The 15,378-nt window shown below is 63.0% G+C and carries 16 protein-coding genes; 6 read left to right on the top strand and 10 right to left on the bottom strand.

Features of this window, described 5'->3' with window-relative positions; genetic code table 11:
- Positions 1–114 precede the first annotated feature (114 nt).
- Genes NUV89_RS14495 through NUV89_RS14510 form a run of 4 tightly spaced genes read left to right on the top strand, consistent with a single transcriptional unit; the run spans position 115 to position 3,342 of the window.
- A complete protein-coding gene (locus NUV89_RS14495; RefSeq protein WP_257781856.1) occupies positions 115–930 on the top strand; it encodes a MetQ/NlpA family ABC transporter substrate-binding protein in 816 nt (271 codons plus the stop codon).
- Positions 927–2,042 carry a methionine ABC transporter ATP-binding protein gene (locus NUV89_RS14500; protein ID WP_257781857.1) on the top strand — a complete coding sequence of 372 codons (1,116 nt, stop codon included), beginning with the start codon at positions 927–929 and terminating at the stop codon, positions 2,040–2,042. Before NUV89_RS14495 ends, NUV89_RS14500 begins: the two co-directional genes overlap by 4 nt.
- Positions 2,032–2,676, top strand: a complete 645-nt coding sequence (locus tag NUV89_RS14505) for a methionine ABC transporter permease (protein ID WP_017736886.1) — start codon at positions 2,032–2,034, stop codon at positions 2,674–2,676. The genes NUV89_RS14500 and NUV89_RS14505 overlap by 11 nt, the downstream gene beginning before the upstream one ends.
- Before the next feature lie 39 nt (positions 2,677–2,715).
- Positions 2,716–3,342, top strand: coding sequence for a bifunctional 2-polyprenyl-6-hydroxyphenol methylase/3-demethylubiquinol 3-O-methyltransferase UbiG (locus NUV89_RS14510; RefSeq protein ID WP_257781858.1), 627 nt, complete (start codon positions 2,716–2,718; stop codon positions 3,340–3,342).
- A gap of 117 nt (positions 3,343–3,459) precedes the next feature.
- Here NUV89_RS14510 and NUV89_RS14515 read toward each other — a convergent pair whose 3' ends face one another.
- Positions 3,460–5,634 carry a glycoside hydrolase gene (locus tag NUV89_RS14515; protein WP_257781859.1) on the bottom strand — a complete coding sequence of 725 codons (2,175 nt, stop codon included), beginning with the start codon at positions 5,632–5,634 and terminating at the stop codon, positions 3,460–3,462.
- Positions 5,635–5,872: 238 nt separating this feature from the next.
- Positions 5,873–7,099, bottom strand: coding sequence for an MFS transporter (locus NUV89_RS14520; protein ID WP_374684501.1), 1,227 nt, complete (start codon positions 7,097–7,099; stop codon positions 5,873–5,875).
- A gap of 172 nt (positions 7,100–7,271) precedes the next feature.
- Here NUV89_RS14520 and NUV89_RS14525 point away from each other — a divergent pair, with 172 nt between their 5' ends.
- Both NUV89_RS14525 and NUV89_RS14530 read left to right on the top strand, forming a co-directional pair.
- Entirely contained in the window at positions 7,272–8,165 is an 894-nt protein-coding gene (locus NUV89_RS14525) for a LysR family transcriptional regulator (protein WP_257781861.1), read from the top strand.
- 87 nt (positions 8,166–8,252) lie between these two features.
- Positions 8,253–8,639, top strand: a complete 387-nt coding sequence (locus NUV89_RS14530) for a type II toxin-antitoxin system PemK/MazF family toxin (protein ID WP_257781862.1) — start codon at positions 8,253–8,255, stop codon at positions 8,637–8,639.
- Positions 8,640–8,858: 219 nt separating this feature from the next.
- On the opposite strand, the gene NUV89_RS14535 is transcribed toward NUV89_RS14530, so the two are convergent.
- The 8 genes from NUV89_RS14535 to NUV89_RS14570 are packed head-to-tail and all read right to left on the bottom strand — an operon-like array spanning position 8,859 to position 15,358.
- Positions 8,859–9,302 (bottom strand): hypothetical protein, encoded by a 444-nt coding sequence (locus NUV89_RS14535; protein WP_257781863.1) that lies wholly within the window; start codon positions 9,300–9,302, stop codon positions 8,859–8,861.
- Positions 9,303–9,328: 26 nt separating this feature from the next.
- Entirely contained in the window at positions 9,329–10,555 is a 1,227-nt protein-coding gene (locus NUV89_RS14540; RefSeq protein ID WP_257781864.1) for a beta-ketoacyl-ACP synthase, read from the bottom strand.
- On the bottom strand, positions 10,555–11,283 hold the full coding sequence (gene fabG / locus NUV89_RS14545; RefSeq protein ID WP_257781865.1) for a 3-oxoacyl-ACP reductase FabG: 729 nt from the start codon (positions 11,281–11,283) through the stop codon (positions 10,555–10,557). The genes NUV89_RS14540 and fabG overlap by 1 nt, the downstream gene beginning before the upstream one ends.
- Positions 11,280–11,741 (bottom strand): hotdog family protein, encoded by a 462-nt coding sequence (locus NUV89_RS14550; protein ID WP_257781866.1) that lies wholly within the window; start codon positions 11,739–11,741, stop codon positions 11,280–11,282. Before NUV89_RS14550 ends, fabG begins: the two co-directional genes overlap by 4 nt.
- Complete coding sequence (locus NUV89_RS14555) at positions 11,738–12,904, bottom strand: beta-ketoacyl-[acyl-carrier-protein] synthase family protein (protein ID WP_257781867.1); 1,167 nt, start codon at positions 12,902–12,904, stop codon at positions 11,738–11,740. Before NUV89_RS14555 ends, NUV89_RS14550 begins: the two co-directional genes overlap by 4 nt.
- Complete coding sequence (locus tag NUV89_RS14560; protein WP_257781868.1) at positions 12,901–13,383, bottom strand: hypothetical protein; 483 nt, start codon at positions 13,381–13,383, stop codon at positions 12,901–12,903. The genes NUV89_RS14555 and NUV89_RS14560 overlap by 4 nt, the downstream gene beginning before the upstream one ends.
- Positions 13,380–14,114 (bottom strand): class I SAM-dependent methyltransferase, encoded by a 735-nt coding sequence (locus tag NUV89_RS14565; protein ID WP_257781869.1) that lies wholly within the window; start codon positions 14,112–14,114, stop codon positions 13,380–13,382. The genes NUV89_RS14560 and NUV89_RS14565 overlap by 4 nt, the downstream gene beginning before the upstream one ends.
- Positions 14,111–15,358, bottom strand: coding sequence for an NAD(P)/FAD-dependent oxidoreductase (locus NUV89_RS14570; protein ID WP_257781870.1), 1,248 nt, complete (start codon positions 15,356–15,358; stop codon positions 14,111–14,113). Before NUV89_RS14570 ends, NUV89_RS14565 begins: the two co-directional genes overlap by 4 nt.
- Positions 15,359–15,378 lie beyond the last annotated feature (20 nt).

Consider the following 15,378-nt stretch of genomic DNA (forward strand, 5'->3'; position numbering starts at 1 on the left):
CGATAGCGGTGGGTCAGCAAAAAAGAGTTGCCTGACAGACCGCTATCGCAGGCAAGCCAGCTCCCACAGTAGACCGCATTGTTCTGACCTAAATCTTATGACTGGAAAACCACTATGAAAAAAACCCTGCTCTCCCACCCAGTCAAAGCACTGGCCCTGGCCCTCGGCCTGTTCAGCTCGGCGGTGTTCGCCAGCGACGCGCCGCTGAAAGTCGGCACCACCGCCGCCTTCGCCATTCCCCTGGAAGCCGCCGTTGCCGAAGCCGGCAAGCAAGGCCTGAAAGTCGAACTGGTGGAGTTCACCGACTGGATCGCGCCCAACGTCAGCCTGGCCGCCGGTGATATCGACGTGAACTACTTCCAGCACATCCCGTTCCTGGAAAACGCCAAGGCTGCCGCCGGTTTTGACCTGGTGCCGTACGCGCCGGGGATCATCAACAACGTCGGCCTCTACTCGAAAAAATTCAAAAGCCTCAACGACCTGCCCCAAGGCGCCAGCGTGGCCATCGCCAACGACCCGATCAACAGCGGGCGCGGCTTGCAGCTGCTGGCCAAGGCGGGGCTAATCACCCTCAAGCCGGGCGTGGGTTACAAGGCCACTGAAGAAGACATCGTCAGCAACCCGAAAAAGATCAAGATCCTGCAAGTCGAAGCCGTGCAACTGGTGCGCGCCTATGACGATGCGGACCTGGTGCAGGGCTACCCGGCCTATATCCGCCTGTCCAAGACCTTCGATGCCGAGTCGGCGCTGCTGTTCGACGGCCTCGACCACCCGGAATACGTGATCCAGTTCGTCACCCAGCCCAAGGGCACCACCGACCCGCGGGTTATCAAGTTCGTCGATATCTACCAGCACTCGCCTGTGGTGCGCGCCGCGTTGGATAAATCCCTCGGCAAGCTCTACCAAGTCGGCTGGGAAGCGAAAAAATGACCGCCGCCCACTCCCAACTGCGCGACCTGGGCACACCGCCCAGGGACGCCGAGCAGACCGAACTGCACCCGGACCTGAACCGCGCCCATGTGCGTTTTATCAACCTGGGCAAGAGCTACGACGGCAAGGTGCATGCCCTGCAAGGCATTGACCTGGCGATCCAGCGCGGTGAAGTGTTCGGCATCATCGGCCGCAGCGGCGCCGGCAAGTCCTCGTTGATCCGCACCATCAACCGCCTGGAACAACCCAGCAGCGGGCGGGTGCTGATCGATCAGGTGGACATCGGCGACTTCGACGAAGACCGCCTGGTGGCGTTGCGTCGGCGCATCGGCATGATCTTCCAGCACTTCAACCTGATGTCGGCCAAGACCGTGTGGCAGAACGTCGAGCTGCCGCTGAAAGTCGCCGGCGTGCCCAAGCCGCAACGCGAGCAGAAGGTGCGCGAGTTGCTGGAACTGGTGGGCTTGCAGGACAAGCACAAGGCGTATCCGGCGCAGCTGTCCGGCGGACAGAAACAGCGCGTGGGCATCGCCCGCTCGCTGGTGCACGACCCCGAGATTTTGCTGTGCGACGAGGCCACGTCGGCCCTCGACCCGGAGACCACCCAGTCGATCCTCGGCCTGCTGCGCGAGATCAACCGGCGCCTGGGCCTGACCATCGTGCTGATTACCCACGAGATGGCGGTGATCCGCGAGATCTGCGACCGCGTGGTGGTGCTGGAACACGGCCACATCGTCGAGCAGGGCCCGGTGTGGCGGGTGTTTGGCGACCCGCAACATGAGGTCAGCAAAACCCTGCTGGCGCCCCTGCAACACGGCTTGCCGGAGGAACTGCAAAGCCGTTTGCAAGCCACTTCGACGTCGGCCGAGGCGGCGGTAGTGTTGCGCTTGCGTTTCACCGGCAGCGACACCGACGAGCCCGACCTGGCCGCGCTGTTCAGCGCCCTCGGCGGGCGCGTGCGCTTGCTGCAGGGCGGCGTGGAACGCATCCAGGGCCATGCCTTGGGGCAATTGCTGCTGGCGGTGAGTGGCGCGTCCCACAGCGCCGATGAATTGCGCCAGCGCGCCGGCAATTGGGCACAACAGGCAGAGGTGCTGGGCTATGTGGTTTGATCGTTTATTGCAGGGCGCCATCGACACCTTGTTGATGGTCGGTGTGTCGTCGTTGATCGCGCTGCTGGTGGGGATTCCGCTGGCGGTGTTCCTGGTGACCAGCGACAAGGGCGGCATCTACCAGGCACCGGCGTTGAACCGCGTGCTGGGGGCGTTCGTCAATCTGTTCCGTTCGATTCCGTTCCTGATCCTGATGGTGGCGCTGATCCCGTTCACCCGGCTGATCGTCGGCACCACCTACGGCGTGTGGGCGGCGGTGGTCCCGCTGACCATCGCCGCCACGCCGTTCTTTGCGCGGATTGCCGAGGTGAGCCTGCGCGAGGTCGATCATGGCCTGATTGAAGCCGCCCAGGCCATGGGCTGCCGGCGCTGGCACATCATCTGGCACGTGCTGTTGCCGGAAGCGCTGCCGGGGATTGTCGGCGGGTTCACCATCACCCTGGTGACGATGATTAACTCCTCGGCCATGGCCGGGGCGATTGGCGCCGGTGGCCTGGGCGACATTGCCTATCGCTACGGCTATCAGCGCTTTGATACGCAGATCATGCTGACGGTGATCGTGCTGCTGGTGGTGCTGGTGGCGTTCATCCAGCTCGGCGGCGATCGGTTGGCGCGGGTGCTGAACAAGCGCTGAGGTATAGTCGGGGCATCTCCGCACTCGGTATCGCCCGCTATGTCACTCAAGCCCGACGACCTCGACCAGATCACCGCCACCACCCTCGGCCACTACAACAAGGTGGCCGAGGACTTCCGTGCCGGCACCCGCGACCACGATGTGAGCCAGAACATCGACGCGCTGCTGCGCCACATCCAGGGCACGGCGCCGTTTACCGTGCTGGATTTCGGCTGCGGCCCGGGGCGCGACTTGCAGGCGTTCACGCGCATGGGGCATATCGCCGTGGGCCTGGACGGCTCGGAGCGCTTTGCGCAGATGGCGCGCGAAGACAGCGGCTGCGAGGTGTTGCAGCAGGACTTCCTCAAGCTGGACCTGCCGGCTGAACGCTTCGACGGGATCTTTGCCAATGCGGTGCTGTTTCATATTCCCAAGCAGGAACTGCCGCGTGTGCTCAAGCAACTGCATGGGGCGTTGAAGGCGGGCGGCGTGTTGTTCAGCTCCAACCCTCGGGGTGAGAACCAGGAGGGTTGGAATGGGCCACGGTATGGGTCGTATCACGACCTCGAAGCGTGGCAAACATTGCTGGTCGAGGCGGGGTTTGTGGAGTTGGAGCATTACTACCGGCCGGCGGGGTTGCCGCGGGAGCAGCAGCCTTGGTTGGCCAGCGTGTGGCGCAAGCTTTAGCGCTGTCTGGTCTGACGTCTTCGCGAGCAAGCCCGCTCCCACATTTGAACGCATTCCAAAGTTGGAACTCGGTCAAATGTGGGAGCGGGCTTGCTCGCGAAGGTCTCAAAGGCACCGCTAATCGACCTGATACTCCACCGGCTTCTCACCCACCACCAACGCCGTAACACTGTGCGCGGCATAACCCTCTCTTGGGGTCGCCGCAAAATTCGCCACCAACCGCGTGCCATCCGCAAACGTGGTTTCCTGCACCAACCGATCCGCCGTCAACCAGCGAAACCCGGTCATGGCCTGCGTCGCCAAACGCTGGTGCAACGGCCGGAAAAACCGGTCCTGGCGCGCCATCAGCGGCAACCGCTGCTCAACCGTCGCAGCACTCAGGTGGTAGAGCGGCGGCACGTTGTAGAGCAGTTGCATCAGCTCATTCTCGGCCCGCACATTGCTCAGCTTGAGGCTGTCGAACAGCCAGTGATGGGTGGTAATCACCGAACCATGGAACACCGCCTGGTACAACGGCAAGCGCATGCTTGGTTCGAAATGGATCGTACGAAAGGGCTCGTTCAACGGCACCGGCTTGAAGAACACCGCAGGTTGCTCCGGTGGGTACCAGTTGCCTACGTAATAGGGTGATTGCTTGTCCTTCGTCATCGCCGGGTCACCCCAGCCAATCACCGGCGTCTGCATGCCATGGGCGAACAGGATGCCCTGGGCGGTGATCGCGTTGCCGTCTTCGGAGCCAGCGGGCAGTTTGAGTGCGCTACTCAGCCAGCGGGAGGCGTCGATATTGCCTTCGGCATTCTGTGCCTGGGTCATGCGGGCGCCATCACGGTAACTGTCGAACACCATGCTGGTGGCGTAGGCATCGAGGAACCAGGCGTTGAAGCCGGCCTTTGCCTGCACGGCTTTCACCCGGGCTTCGAGCAAGGGCCGTACGCAACGCGGGTCGGTGTAGTGACCGGACTGCTGGAAGCCGGCCTTGAGCTGGCCGCTCTTGAGCACGATCGCGCAGTCACGGTGGGCCTTGCGGCCCAGGTGTGCGGTGGTCCAGTCAGGATTTTCCGTGGCCGATAACGCCGTCTCATAGGAGTCGTAGGGCGCCATCAAAAACCCGGCATCGACACCGGCGCGAATCGCTTCGGGGTGCCACAGGCCGCCTTCCCAGCCTTCGCCCAGGGTCACCAGCAAGCGTGGGAGACCTGCACGGCTCAATGCCTGGATCGTCTGGTTGCCCCACGTGCCCGGGCCGTCGCGCAGCGCCCCGGCAAACGCAACGGCCAGTTCGTTGCGAAGCTCGCCATAGCGCGCAGCGAGGCGCGTCATATCGGGCTCGTCCACCTGCCAGCTTTGCCGGGCTTTTTTGTTGATCGCAGCGTTGAGGCCACGGAGCAACACCGTCTGTTCATAGCGATTGAGCTGCGTGGTCTGTGCCAAGGCTTTCGTCGATTCCTTGTCCAGCAGACCTTTGAGTTCATGGGTGCGCAGGCGCTTGAGCAGCAGCGGCCAGTCCTGCACATCATCCAGGGCCAACAGATCATTGCCCCACAGATAGACGTGGCTGGCCCCCAGCAATTTCCCGCCATCGGGTGTCTGCTGCAACTTATCCGCAAGCGGCTCATAACGGCCCTGCTCAACCAGCCATTGGCGATAGCGTTTGGCACCTGCCAAGGGGTCGGCATCGCCCAAATGCAGCAACAGGGTCATGGGCGCGGCGGGATCCAGTGCGGTGAATTCATGGCTTACCGACAACCCCTGGTCCGCCTGCCAACGCAATCGGTTGTTGTAGGGGTTGGTCAACAACCAGTTCAAGGTAAAGCCGCCGTGGTCCATGCCCCACAACGGCAGGCTGAGGTCCTGGGTGGTGTTGATGTCGCCCTGCTCCAGCAGAAAGGCTTTCCACACGGCATTGTCGGTGGGCACGTAATGCCCTTCGGCCAATGGCCAGATCAAGCCCTTGCCTAGGGCGCTGGCGGGTTGTTGAAGGATGGGTGATTCACCCGGTTCGCGTGCGGTGATGGCAAGCATCAGGTCGCGTTGCGCAAGGCTGGCCGTCACGCGAAAAGCGCCCCACTGCCAACTGGCTTGTTGGGTGTCCTGCGCGAGTTCACTGACGGCGCGCGCGGCAACGCCGCTGGAGGCCTGCACCGGCGCCTGGCCGTTGGGCGTGACGCGGATGGCGAGGGTTGCGGGGTCGAGTTCGATGCGCCATAGCGGGTTTTCGAGGACGGTGCTGGCCAGGGCCAGCGGGGAGATGAGGAATGTGCAGAGCAGTAGAAGATGGCGATGCCAGTTCATAGCGTTCGACCGGGTGGGGTGGAGGTTGGGAGGGTAGAACACTCTGCTGCCTGACAGGGCAGTGATCAATATTTCAGGAGGTTTCCCACAGTTCCCCAGTCAGACGGAGATCCAAATGTGGGAGCGGGCTTGCTCGCGAAGGCGGTGGGTCAGTCAAATTATCTGTGACTGACACACCGCATTCGCGAGCAAGCCCGCTCCCACACAAGCCCGCTCCCACATTTAAAACAGTGCCGTGTCAGCTCTGTACTTTTCCCAACGGCGGCAACTTCGCCAACTTCAACGCCACCAGCAACGCCCCAATCAACAACGCCACGATAAACCCACCAATCCCATTCCACTCGGCGTAATGCCAGAAGAACCCGCCCGCCGTCCCTGCCACGCTCGATCCCGCGTAATAGCAGAACAGATACAACGACGACGCCTGCCCCTTGGCCTTCACCGCGCGGCGGCCGATCCAGCTGCTGGCCACCGAGTGCGCGCCGAAGAAGCCGAAGGTGAAGATCAGCATGCCCGGCACCACCAGCCACAGCGGCGTAAACAGGGTCAGGGCGATACCGGCGAGCATCAGCACGATGGTGGCCCACAGCACACGGCGGCGGCCGAGGCGGTCGGCGAGGGAACCGATTTTCGCCGAGCTGTAGATGCCCGAGAGGTACACCAGCGACAGCAGGCCGACCACGGCTTGGCTCAAGTCATACGGATCGCCCAGCAGGCGATAGCCGATGTAGTTGAACATCGTCACGAACGCGCCCATCAGCAGGAACGCTTCGAGGAACAGCCACGGCAGGCCGGCGTCCTTGAAGTGCATGACAAACCCATCCAGCAGGCTGCGCGGCTTGAGGCTGCTGGCGCGGAAGTTGCGCGATTCGGGGAGGATCTTCCAGAACACCGTGGCGGCGATCAGCGCCAGGGCGCCGATGATTAATGTGGCGGTGTGCCAACTGACGAAGTCGATCAGCACGCCCATGATTAAGCGCCCGCTCATGCCGCCAATCGCGTTGCCACCGATGTACAAGCCCATGGCCAGGCCGATGTGTTGCGGGTGGATCTCTTCGCTCAGGTAGGTCATCGCGACGGCGGCCAGGCCGCTCAATGACAAGCCCACCAACGCGCGCATCAGCAGAATCCCTTCCCACGTCGGCATCAAGCCACTGGCGATGGTCGCCAGCGCGGCGCAGAACAGCGCTGAAACCATCACCGGCTTGCGGCCCAAGCGGTCGGAAATCGGCCCGGTGATTAGCAGGCCACAGGCAAGCATTGCGGTGGCGACCGACAAGATCAGGCTGCTTTGCGCCGCATTGATGGAAAACTCGTGGGACAGCGCCGGCATCATCGGCTGCACGCAATACAGCAGGGCAAAGGTGGCAAAACCGCCGGAGAACAGCGCCAGCACCGTGCGCATGAACATCGGCGTGCCTTTTTCGATGTACGCGTCATTGAGCTGGGCCACCACCTCATCCAGGGCAGTGGGCGGGACTTCTTGAGCGAGTGGAGCGACAGCAGAATTCACGGGGACCTCGGGGAGGAAAAGCGGGCCAGGACCGGCCATGCAAAAAAGAATATAGCTGGCTAATGATTCTTTCCAATATATTGTTCGACCTGTTTGAGAGCTTTTACGACCTAATGAGGCTGGCATGGAATTACGACATCTGCGGTACTTCATCGCCGTCGCCGAAGAACTGCATTTCGGCCGCGCCGCGCAGGTGCTGGGCATCTCGCAACCGCCGCTGAGCCAGCAGATCCAGGCGCTGGAGCAGCAGGTGGGCGCGCGCTTGTTCGAGCGTACCAACCGTCGGGTCGAGCTGAGCGAGGCGGGGCGCTTGTTCCTGCATGAGGCGCGATTGGTGCTGGCCCAGGTGGACAAGGCGGCAGATGTGGCGCGACGGGCGCAGTTGGGTGAGCTGGGGGAACTGAAGATCGGCTTCACCTCGTCGGCGCCGTTCAACGCCAGTATTCCCCAAGCGATTTTTGCGTTCCGCCAGGCGTTCCCGGCGGTGCACCTCAACTTGCAGGAGATGAGCAGCACCCAGGTGGCCGAGTCGCTGGTGGACGAGTCGATCCAGGTCGGCCTGATGCGCCCGCTGCCGTTGCCGGATTCGCTGAGTGTGGTCGAGTTGATGCGCGAACCGCTGGTGGCCGTGTTGAACGCCGACCACCCGTTGGTGGACGGCAGCGAACGTGGCTTGTACCTGGCGCAGTTGGCCGAGGAACCGTTCGTGTTTTTCCCACGCAGCTACGGCAGTGGTCTCTACGCACAACTAATCAACTTGGCGCGGGACGCCGGCTTCAGCCCGCACTTCGCCCAGGAGGCGGGAGAGGCGATGACCATCATCGGCCTGGTGGCAGCGGGATTGGGGGTGTCGGTGCTGCCGGCGTCTTATCAGCGCATCCGCATTGATGGCGTGGTCTATCGCACGTTGCTGGATGAGGAGGCGGTGACGGCGGTGTGGCTGGTGCAGCGCAAGGGCGTGCAGACGCCGATGGCAGAAGGGTTTGTGGAGTTGTTGACGCGTAAGGCCAGCGTGTAGGCATGGTCACATATCAGGTAACGCAACCGGCTTAGTGATTCGCCGGAAAGTTGCGCAGAATCGCTTTTTCTCAAGCGAGTGATATGGATGGCACTTCTCTACCAGCCCAAGGAGGGCAGCGTGTTGATTTGTGATTTTCGAGGCTATGAGGTCCCGGAAATCATCAAGATCCGGCCCGTTATTGTGATCCGCAAGCATCGCACCAATAAGCTGCTGGTGACGGTGGTGCCCCTGAGCACTACCGCACCACAGACGGTTTTGGAGCATCATTTGCAACTCGACAGTCACCTTCAGGGAGCGAGTCCGATTTGCTGGGCAAAATGCGACATTGTGGCGACCGTCAGTCTAGGTCGGTTAGACCGAATCAAGAGCAAGGATCGGCATGGCAAACGAACTTACAAAATCGCCGAACTCACCAGTGAACAGTTTCACGCGATAAAAGCGGCGGTGCGCTGTGCGCTTGGCTTGCGATGAGTGTGGCGATGGACGAGCGGCTTTTTGCCACCGATTGCAGGCGAATTGTTTTCAGGCATACTGCCCACGTTCCCGAAAGGGGCTTGTGAGACTCTGAGGATCCTGGGTAACCAGCCATCGCAGAGCCAGGCAGGACGCGGCGATGACAAGCCAACCTGTTTGTGAAGAGGGCGCCGAAAGGCGCCCTTTGTCGTTTCTAGAGAAGCCTAAGTCTCAGTTTTACTTGGTAGTGCCCGTCTGCTCAAACAACTGCGCCGCCGACCCTGCCTCGTTCGCGCCATTGCTGCGCAGCCCGGCCATGATGTCGCTGTCGAGGTTGTTCACCCAACGGTTGTAGTTGCGATGGATCTTGCCGTCCTTGTAGCCCAGGGCGCGGCTGTCGCGGTAGGTGATGGCATAGCTGTTGCGGGTGTAGCGGATGTCGATGGCCGCGTAGTACTGGTTGCGGATGGTGATCTCGGCCTGCACCAGTTGCGGGCTCAGGCGCTGCACGGTCCAGTCGCGTTTTTGCAGCGCGCTGAGGATGACCTTCTTCATTTTTTCTTCGCCGATTTGGACGTCGGCCGGCAGTTCGTGCTGGGTGTTGAGCACCGGCTTGTTGGTGCAGCCGGCGGTGGTCAGCAGGGCCAGGGTAATCAAGGTGGCGCGTAGCAAGGAAGACATTCCGTATTCTCCAATCGATTAAATATTCAAGACCAGCGGCGGAAGATCAGCGACGTGTTGACGCCGCCAAAGGCAAAGTTGTTGTTCATCACGTAGTCGTGGTGCATCTCGCGGAATTCACCTTGTAGGTAGTCCAGTTCGCCGCATTGCGGGTCGACGGTATCCAGGTTGAAGGTGTGTACATACCTGTCGCTGTTCATCATCTCGATGCTGAACCACGACTCCAGCGCGCCGCACGCACCCAAGGTGTGGCCGAGGAAGCTCTTCTGCGAACTGATGGGCATGCGGCTGCCGAACAGGGCGTGGGTGGCCAGGGTCTCGGCGACGTCGCCTTGATCGGTGGCGGTGCCATGGCCGTTGACGTAGCCGATGGCGGATGGCTCCAGGCCGGCGTCTTCCAGCGCCAGCTCCATCGCACGGCGCATGGTTTTCTGTTCCGGGCGGGTGGTGTGCTGGCCGTCGGCGTTGCTGCCGAAACCGACCAGTTCCGCGTGGATATGCGCACCGCGCGCCAGCGCATGTTCCAGTTCTTCCAACACCAGCATGCCGCCGCCTTCGCCGATCACCAGGCCATCGCGGCCGCTGTCGTAGGGACGTGGGCTGGTCTGCGGCGCATCGTTTTTCAGGCTGGTGGCGTAGAGCGCATCGAACACCATGGCTTCGGTGGGGCACAGCTCTTCGGCACCGCCGGCGAGCATCAACGGCAAGCGGCCGAACTTGATCGCCTCATAGGCGTAGCCGATGCCCTGGCTGCCGCTGGTGCAGGCGCTGGACGTAGGAATCAGCCGCCCGGTCAGGCCAAAGAAAATGCTGATATTCGCCGCCGTGGTGTGGGGCATCATGCGCACATAGGAGTTGGCGTTCAGCCCCTCGGCCACCGAGTTCAGCAGCATATTGCCGAACGCCTTGATCTCGTCGGTGCTGCCGGTGGACGAGCCACAGGCCACGCCCATGCGCCCGTCCTTGATCGACTCGTCACCGAGCAAACCGGCGTCCTGCAGCGCCTGCTCCGCCGCCCACACCGCCAGGCGCGAGACGCGGCCCATGCTGCGCAGCTGCTTGCGCGTCCAGTGCGCCGGCACGACAAAATCGTCAATCGGCCCGGCCAGGCGCGTGTTCAGTTCGGTGAAACGGTCCCACTCGTCCATGCGCCGGATGCCGCTGCGGTTGGCGCGGAAGTTGGCCGAGATGGTGGCCCAATCGCCGCCCAGGGAGGTCATGCCGGCCATGCCGGTGACGACGACGCGCTTCATCAGCACAGGCCTCCATTCACGGCCAGGACCTGGCGGGTGATATAGCCGGCTTCGGCCGACATCAGGAAATTCACCGCGCCGGCCACCTCTTCCGGGGTGCCCATGCGTTGCGCCGGGATCATCTTCATCAGCTCTTCCACCGGTACGTTTTCATCCAGCATCGCGGTGTCGATCAAGCCCGGCGCGACGCAGTTGACGGTGATCTTGCGCTTGCCCAGTTCAATCGCCAAGGCTTTGGCCGCGCCGATCAGGCCGGCTTTCGAGGCGCTGTAATTGACCTGGCCACGGTTGCCGATCAACCCCGACACCGACGTGATGCAGACGATACGCCCGGCGGCGCGGCGCCGAATCATCGGCATCATCACCGGGTGCAGCACGTTGTAGAAACCGTCGAGGTTGGTGCGCATCACCACGTCCCAATCGTCTTCCGACAACGCCGGAAACGCGCCGTCGCGGGTCAGGCCAGCGTTGAGCACCACGCCGTAGTAGGCGCCGTGCTGCTCCACATCGGCTTCGAGGATTTCCTTGCACGCAGCCCGGTCCGCCACATCGAATTGCAGCACCCGCGCCTTGCGGCCCAGGGCTTCGATTTCGACTTGCACCGCGTCGGCTTCGGCACGCCCGCTGCGGCAGTGCAGCACGAGGTCATGCCCGGCCTGGGCCAGGCGCAGGGCGATGGCGCGGCCGATGCCACGGCTGGAGCCGGTGACCAGTACGGATTCAGTCATGGCGTTACGTCCTTCGATTCATCTAAATAGGTGGCCGCCTGGGGCGGTCGGAATACGTTCAAGCGCGCACTGGCCTGGATGCCTTCGCCGGTGAGGTGGCATTCGAACACACCCATGCCGTTGTCGTCTTCCAGGGAGCGCAGGCCGTGGATGGTCAACTCGGCGCCGGCCGGGAAGTGCTCCACGTTGCACTCGAACTTGCGTGTGCCCAACAGGAAGCCCAGTTCCACGGCTTCGCCGTTGTGGCGCGCACGGCAACCGGCGTAGGCGGCGACGCTTTGCGCCATCAGCTCGATGCCGACCCAGGCTGGCAGGCTGCCGTCAGGGCGATTGAACAGGCCGCCGGGGGTGACGGTGACGCGGGTGCGAATCTGCTCTTCATCGTACGACAGCACCTGGTCGATCAGGATCATGTCGCCGGCATGGGGCAGCAGTTCGGCGAGTGGCCAAGGGGTCATGGGGCCTCTCCGATAATCAGGCTGACGTTGTTGCCGCCGAAGGCAAACGAGTTGCTCATCAGGCAGCGTTTTTCCAGGGTGTCGCCGCGCCGTGCCCAGTGCAAGGCCGGCAGCGCCGGGTCGGGCATGCCGTCCCACACGTGCGGCGGCAGTTGGTCGTGGCGCAGGCTCAGCCAGCAGAACGCCGCTTCCAACGCACCGGCTGCACCAAGGGTGTGGCCGCTCATGGGCTTGGTCGATGAGCAGGCCACGCCGTGGGGGAACAGGTTGGCGACGGCCAGGCTTTCCATGGCGTCGTTGTGCTGGGTGGCGGTGCCGTGCAGGTTCAGGTAACCGATCTGCCCAGGCTGCAATTTCGCGCTGGCCAACGCCTTGCGCATCGACTGCAACGCGCCTTTGCCGCTGGGCTCGGGCGCGGAGATATGGTGCGCATCGCAACTGGCGCCGCTGCCCAGCAGGGCGATGGGCGCCGGCTCCTTGCTCATCACAAACAGCACCGCCGCTTCGCCGATATTGATGCCGTTACGGTTCACCGAGAACGGGTTGCAGCGCTCGTTCGACACCGCTTCCAGCGAGCTGAAGCCGTTCAGCGTGAGCTTGCACAAACTGTCCACGCCACCGCAGATCACCGCATCGCACACGCCCAGGTCCAGCAGGCGCTGGGCACTCATCAGCGCGCGGGCGCTGGAGGTGCAGGCGGTGGAAATCACATAGGCCGGGCCGCTCAGTTGCAGCCAGTCGGCGAGGAAATTCGCCGGGGCGCTGAGTTCCTGCTGTTGGTAATCGTAGTCGCCGGGGAACTGGTGTTCCCGCAGGAAGTGCGCGATGCCACGGCTGGCCTCGTCGATGCCTGAGGTGCTGGTGCCCAGCACAACCCCGACCCGCGACGCGCCGTAGGTGTGGATTGCCTGGCGAATCTCGCCCTCGATCTGCAACGCCGCTTCCAGCAGCAGCTGGTTGTTGCGGCTGCTCTGCTGGCCGAGTTCGGCGGGGATAGTCGCCAGCTCGCCGTGTACAGCGCCAACCGGCAACACACGCTCCGGCACCCAGCCGCTTTCGGCGCGCATGCCCGAGCAGTCGCCGGCAAACAGGCTGCGGCTGACCTCGGCCTGGCCACGGCCGAGGGCGCAGATCACGCCGAGGGCATTGAGGTAGGCCGTCATTGCGCGGCTCCCAGCGGCGTGATGCGGTAGCTCAGGGGCTGGCCGCTGATGTTCACGCTGAACACCTCGGACGACTGATACACGATCTGCCAATGACCCGGCAGGGTGCGCGTCAGGTCCATCGCTTGCGCCGTTGGATACAGCGCGCGCAAGTCATTCGCCGAGGTCAGCGCAAACAACAACGCGGCAAACAGCTCGCGCGCCTGGGGATTGGGCGGCAGCAAGCCGTCGGCCTGCCATTGCCCATCGATCAGTTTTTGCCGGGCCTGGGGAATGCCCAGCGGGTCCATCATCGACCAGCGAATGCCGCCGCCTTCGCGCTGGATTACCAGCAGCCAGTCCTGGCTTTGGCCGTCGGCCAAGCGCTGCACGTGTAATTGCAGGGGTAGCGCCAGGCTCGGGGTTTTCTCCGGCAACGGCGGCTGGCTGGCGCAGGCGCTCAGCAACAACAGGCAGCCGATCAGCAACACACGGATCATGTGGCCGCGCTCGCCAGGGGCTTGCGCGCCACGCAGTTGACCAGGGTTTCTTCGCGCTGGCCCACCGGCGGCGCCTGGCGCAGGCCCCAGCGCTCGAGCAGGCCGAAATCGCTGGAACGGCTCCACCACAGATACGGGTACGAGACGTTCTGCGGGCCGAATTCAAAGCCCTGTTCGCGGATCATCTCCAGGTATTGCTCGGCGCTTTTCTGCACATGCATCGGGTGGCGGAACAGCCAGCGGATCACCCAGGTGTCGATATAGGCTTCGGTGGACTCGGCAAACAGCAGGTACCCGCCCGGCTTGAGCACACGGTAGAACTCCTTGAGCGCGCGATGCTGTTCGACCAGGTGGTGAAAGGTCTGGTGGCAGAACAGGATATCGACGCTTTCATCCGGCACATCGAGGGTGGCGCAGTCGCTGCCGATCAGCTCCACGGCCATGCCCTGGCGCGCCGCTTCTGCCTGGCTCAGTGTCAGGCTGTGGGGGTCGGCGTCAAGGCCGATCAGGCGTGCGGGGGCGAACACCTGCCGCAGGTATTGGAATGACTTGCCCTGGCCGCAACCGGCATCCAGCAGCACCGGCACCTCTGGCAGCGGGTCGGTGAACAGGCTGCGCAGGTCGTTGATCGCCACGCGCAGCACATGGTGCTGCCAGGTGTGGCTGCGCAGGAACCAGAAGCCGAACTTGGTTTCTTCGACGTAGTTTTTACTCAGGTACTGACTGCTCATACCGGCTCACTCGCACAGATTTCCGACAACATCCGCAAGCGTCGCTTGGGCTCGCTGACAAACGGATTGCGCTCATCCCACGCGTAGCCGGCGAGGATCGAGCAGATCATCCGGCGGATCTCCGGCGAGCTGTCCGGGTGGTAGATCACGTCCTGGAACGTCCCGGCATACCAGCCTTCGACGTAGCAGCGGAAGGTGTCGACGCCGCGCTTCAATGGCTCGGCGAATTCGGTTTGCCAGTCCACGGTTTCGCCTGTCAGTTGGCGGTGCAGCAGGGCGGCGGCCATGCTTGCCGAACGCATGGCGATGGTCACGCCGGACGAGAACACCGGGTCGAGGAATTCTGCCGCGTTGCCCAGCAGCGCAAAGCCCGGCCCGTGCAAGGTTTTGACGTTGGCCGAGTAGCCGCCGATGGTGCGCGCCGGCGTGTCCCACACGGCGTTTTGCAGCACGTTGGACAGGCTCGGGGTTTCGTCGATAAACCCGCGCAGGCAGGCATCGAGGTCGCCGTCGCGGCCGTCGAAATGCTCCTTGGCCGCGACCACGCCCACCGAGCAGCGGCCGTTGCTGAACGGTATGCTCCAGAACCAGATATCGCGCTGGGTCGGGTGAGTGGTGATGAGGATCTTGGTGCGATCAAACCCAGGATGTTCGATGCGGTCTTCGATGTGGGTGAACACGGCCTGGCGCACCGGAAAATCCGACGGTGCTTCCAGGTCCAGCAGGCGCGGCAGCACGCGGCCGTAGCCGCTGGCGTCGAGCACGAACTTGGCCTTGAGGTGGTACTCGCTGCCGTTCTCGCGGCGTACGTGCAGGTAGTGGGTTTCACCTTTGAAATCGACGCCGACGATGGTTTCGCCGTAGCGGATCTCCACGCCTTGCAGCGCCGCCTGATCGGCCAGCAACTTGTCGAATTCGCCGCGCTGCACCTGGAAGGTGGTCGGCTTGCCGTTGCTGAAGGTATCGCTGAAATCAAACGCGCTGTAGCGCTCGCCCCAGGCGAACGCGGCGCCGGTTTTCACCTGGAAACCGGCAGCCTGCACGGCGTCGAGCATGCCGGCTTCTTCGATGAAGTCGATGCAGTGGGACAGCAGGCTTTCGCCGATCGAGAACCGTGGAAAATGCTGGCGCTCGATAATCAATACATCATGCCCTTTGCGCTTTAACAGCGCGGCGGCGATGGCCCCGGACGGACCGGCACCGATCACCACCACCTGGCGACGTTCCATTTCAACTATGGGCACGAGGGCTCCTTGCCGCATTG

This window comes from Pseudomonas sp. 18.1.10, assembly GCF_024655625.1.
Classification (GTDB): Bacteria; Pseudomonadota; Gammaproteobacteria; order Pseudomonadales; family Pseudomonadaceae; genus Aquipseudomonas.

Excerpts from the sequence above, each read along its gene's own strand:
- NUV89_RS14495 (WP_257781856.1), top strand. The coding sequence starts at position 115 with ATGAAAAAAACCCTGCTCTCCCACCCAGTCAAAGCACTGGCCCTGGCC.
- NUV89_RS14500 (WP_257781857.1), top strand. The coding sequence starts at position 927 with ATGACCGCCGCCCACTCCCAACTGCGCGACCTGGGCACACCGCCCAGG.
- NUV89_RS14505 (WP_017736886.1), top strand. The coding sequence starts at position 2,032 with ATGTGGTTTGATCGTTTATTGCAGGGCGCCATCGACACCTTGTTGATG.
- NUV89_RS14510 (WP_257781858.1), top strand. The coding sequence starts at position 2,716 with ATGTCACTCAAGCCCGACGACCTCGACCAGATCACCGCCACCACCCTC.
- NUV89_RS14515 (WP_257781859.1), bottom strand. The coding sequence starts at position 5,634 with ATGAACTGGCATCGCCATCTTCTACTGCTCTGCACATTCCTCATCTCC.
- NUV89_RS14525 (WP_257781861.1), top strand. The coding sequence starts at position 7,272 with ATGGAATTACGACATCTGCGGTACTTCATCGCCGTCGCCGAAGAACTG.
- NUV89_RS14530 (WP_257781862.1), top strand. The coding sequence starts at position 8,253 with ATGGCACTTCTCTACCAGCCCAAGGAGGGCAGCGTGTTGATTTGTGAT.
- NUV89_RS14535 (WP_257781863.1), bottom strand. The coding sequence starts at position 9,302 with ATGTCTTCCTTGCTACGCGCCACCTTGATTACCCTGGCCCTGCTGACC.
- NUV89_RS14540 (WP_257781864.1), bottom strand. The coding sequence starts at position 10,555 with ATGAAGCGCGTCGTCGTCACCGGCATGGCCGGCATGACCTCCCTGGGC.
- fabG (WP_257781865.1), bottom strand. The coding sequence starts at position 11,283 with ATGACTGAATCCGTACTGGTCACCGGCTCCAGCCGTGGCATCGGCCGC.
- NUV89_RS14550 (WP_257781866.1), bottom strand. The coding sequence starts at position 11,741 with ATGACCCCTTGGCCACTCGCCGAACTGCTGCCCCATGCCGGCGACATG.
- NUV89_RS14555 (WP_257781867.1), bottom strand. The coding sequence starts at position 12,904 with ATGACGGCCTACCTCAATGCCCTCGGCGTGATCTGCGCCCTCGGCCGT.
- NUV89_RS14560 (WP_257781868.1), bottom strand. The coding sequence starts at position 13,383 with ATGATCCGTGTGTTGCTGATCGGCTGCCTGTTGTTGCTGAGCGCCTGC.
- NUV89_RS14565 (WP_257781869.1), bottom strand. The coding sequence starts at position 14,114 with ATGAGCAGTCAGTACCTGAGTAAAAACTACGTCGAAGAAACCAAGTTC.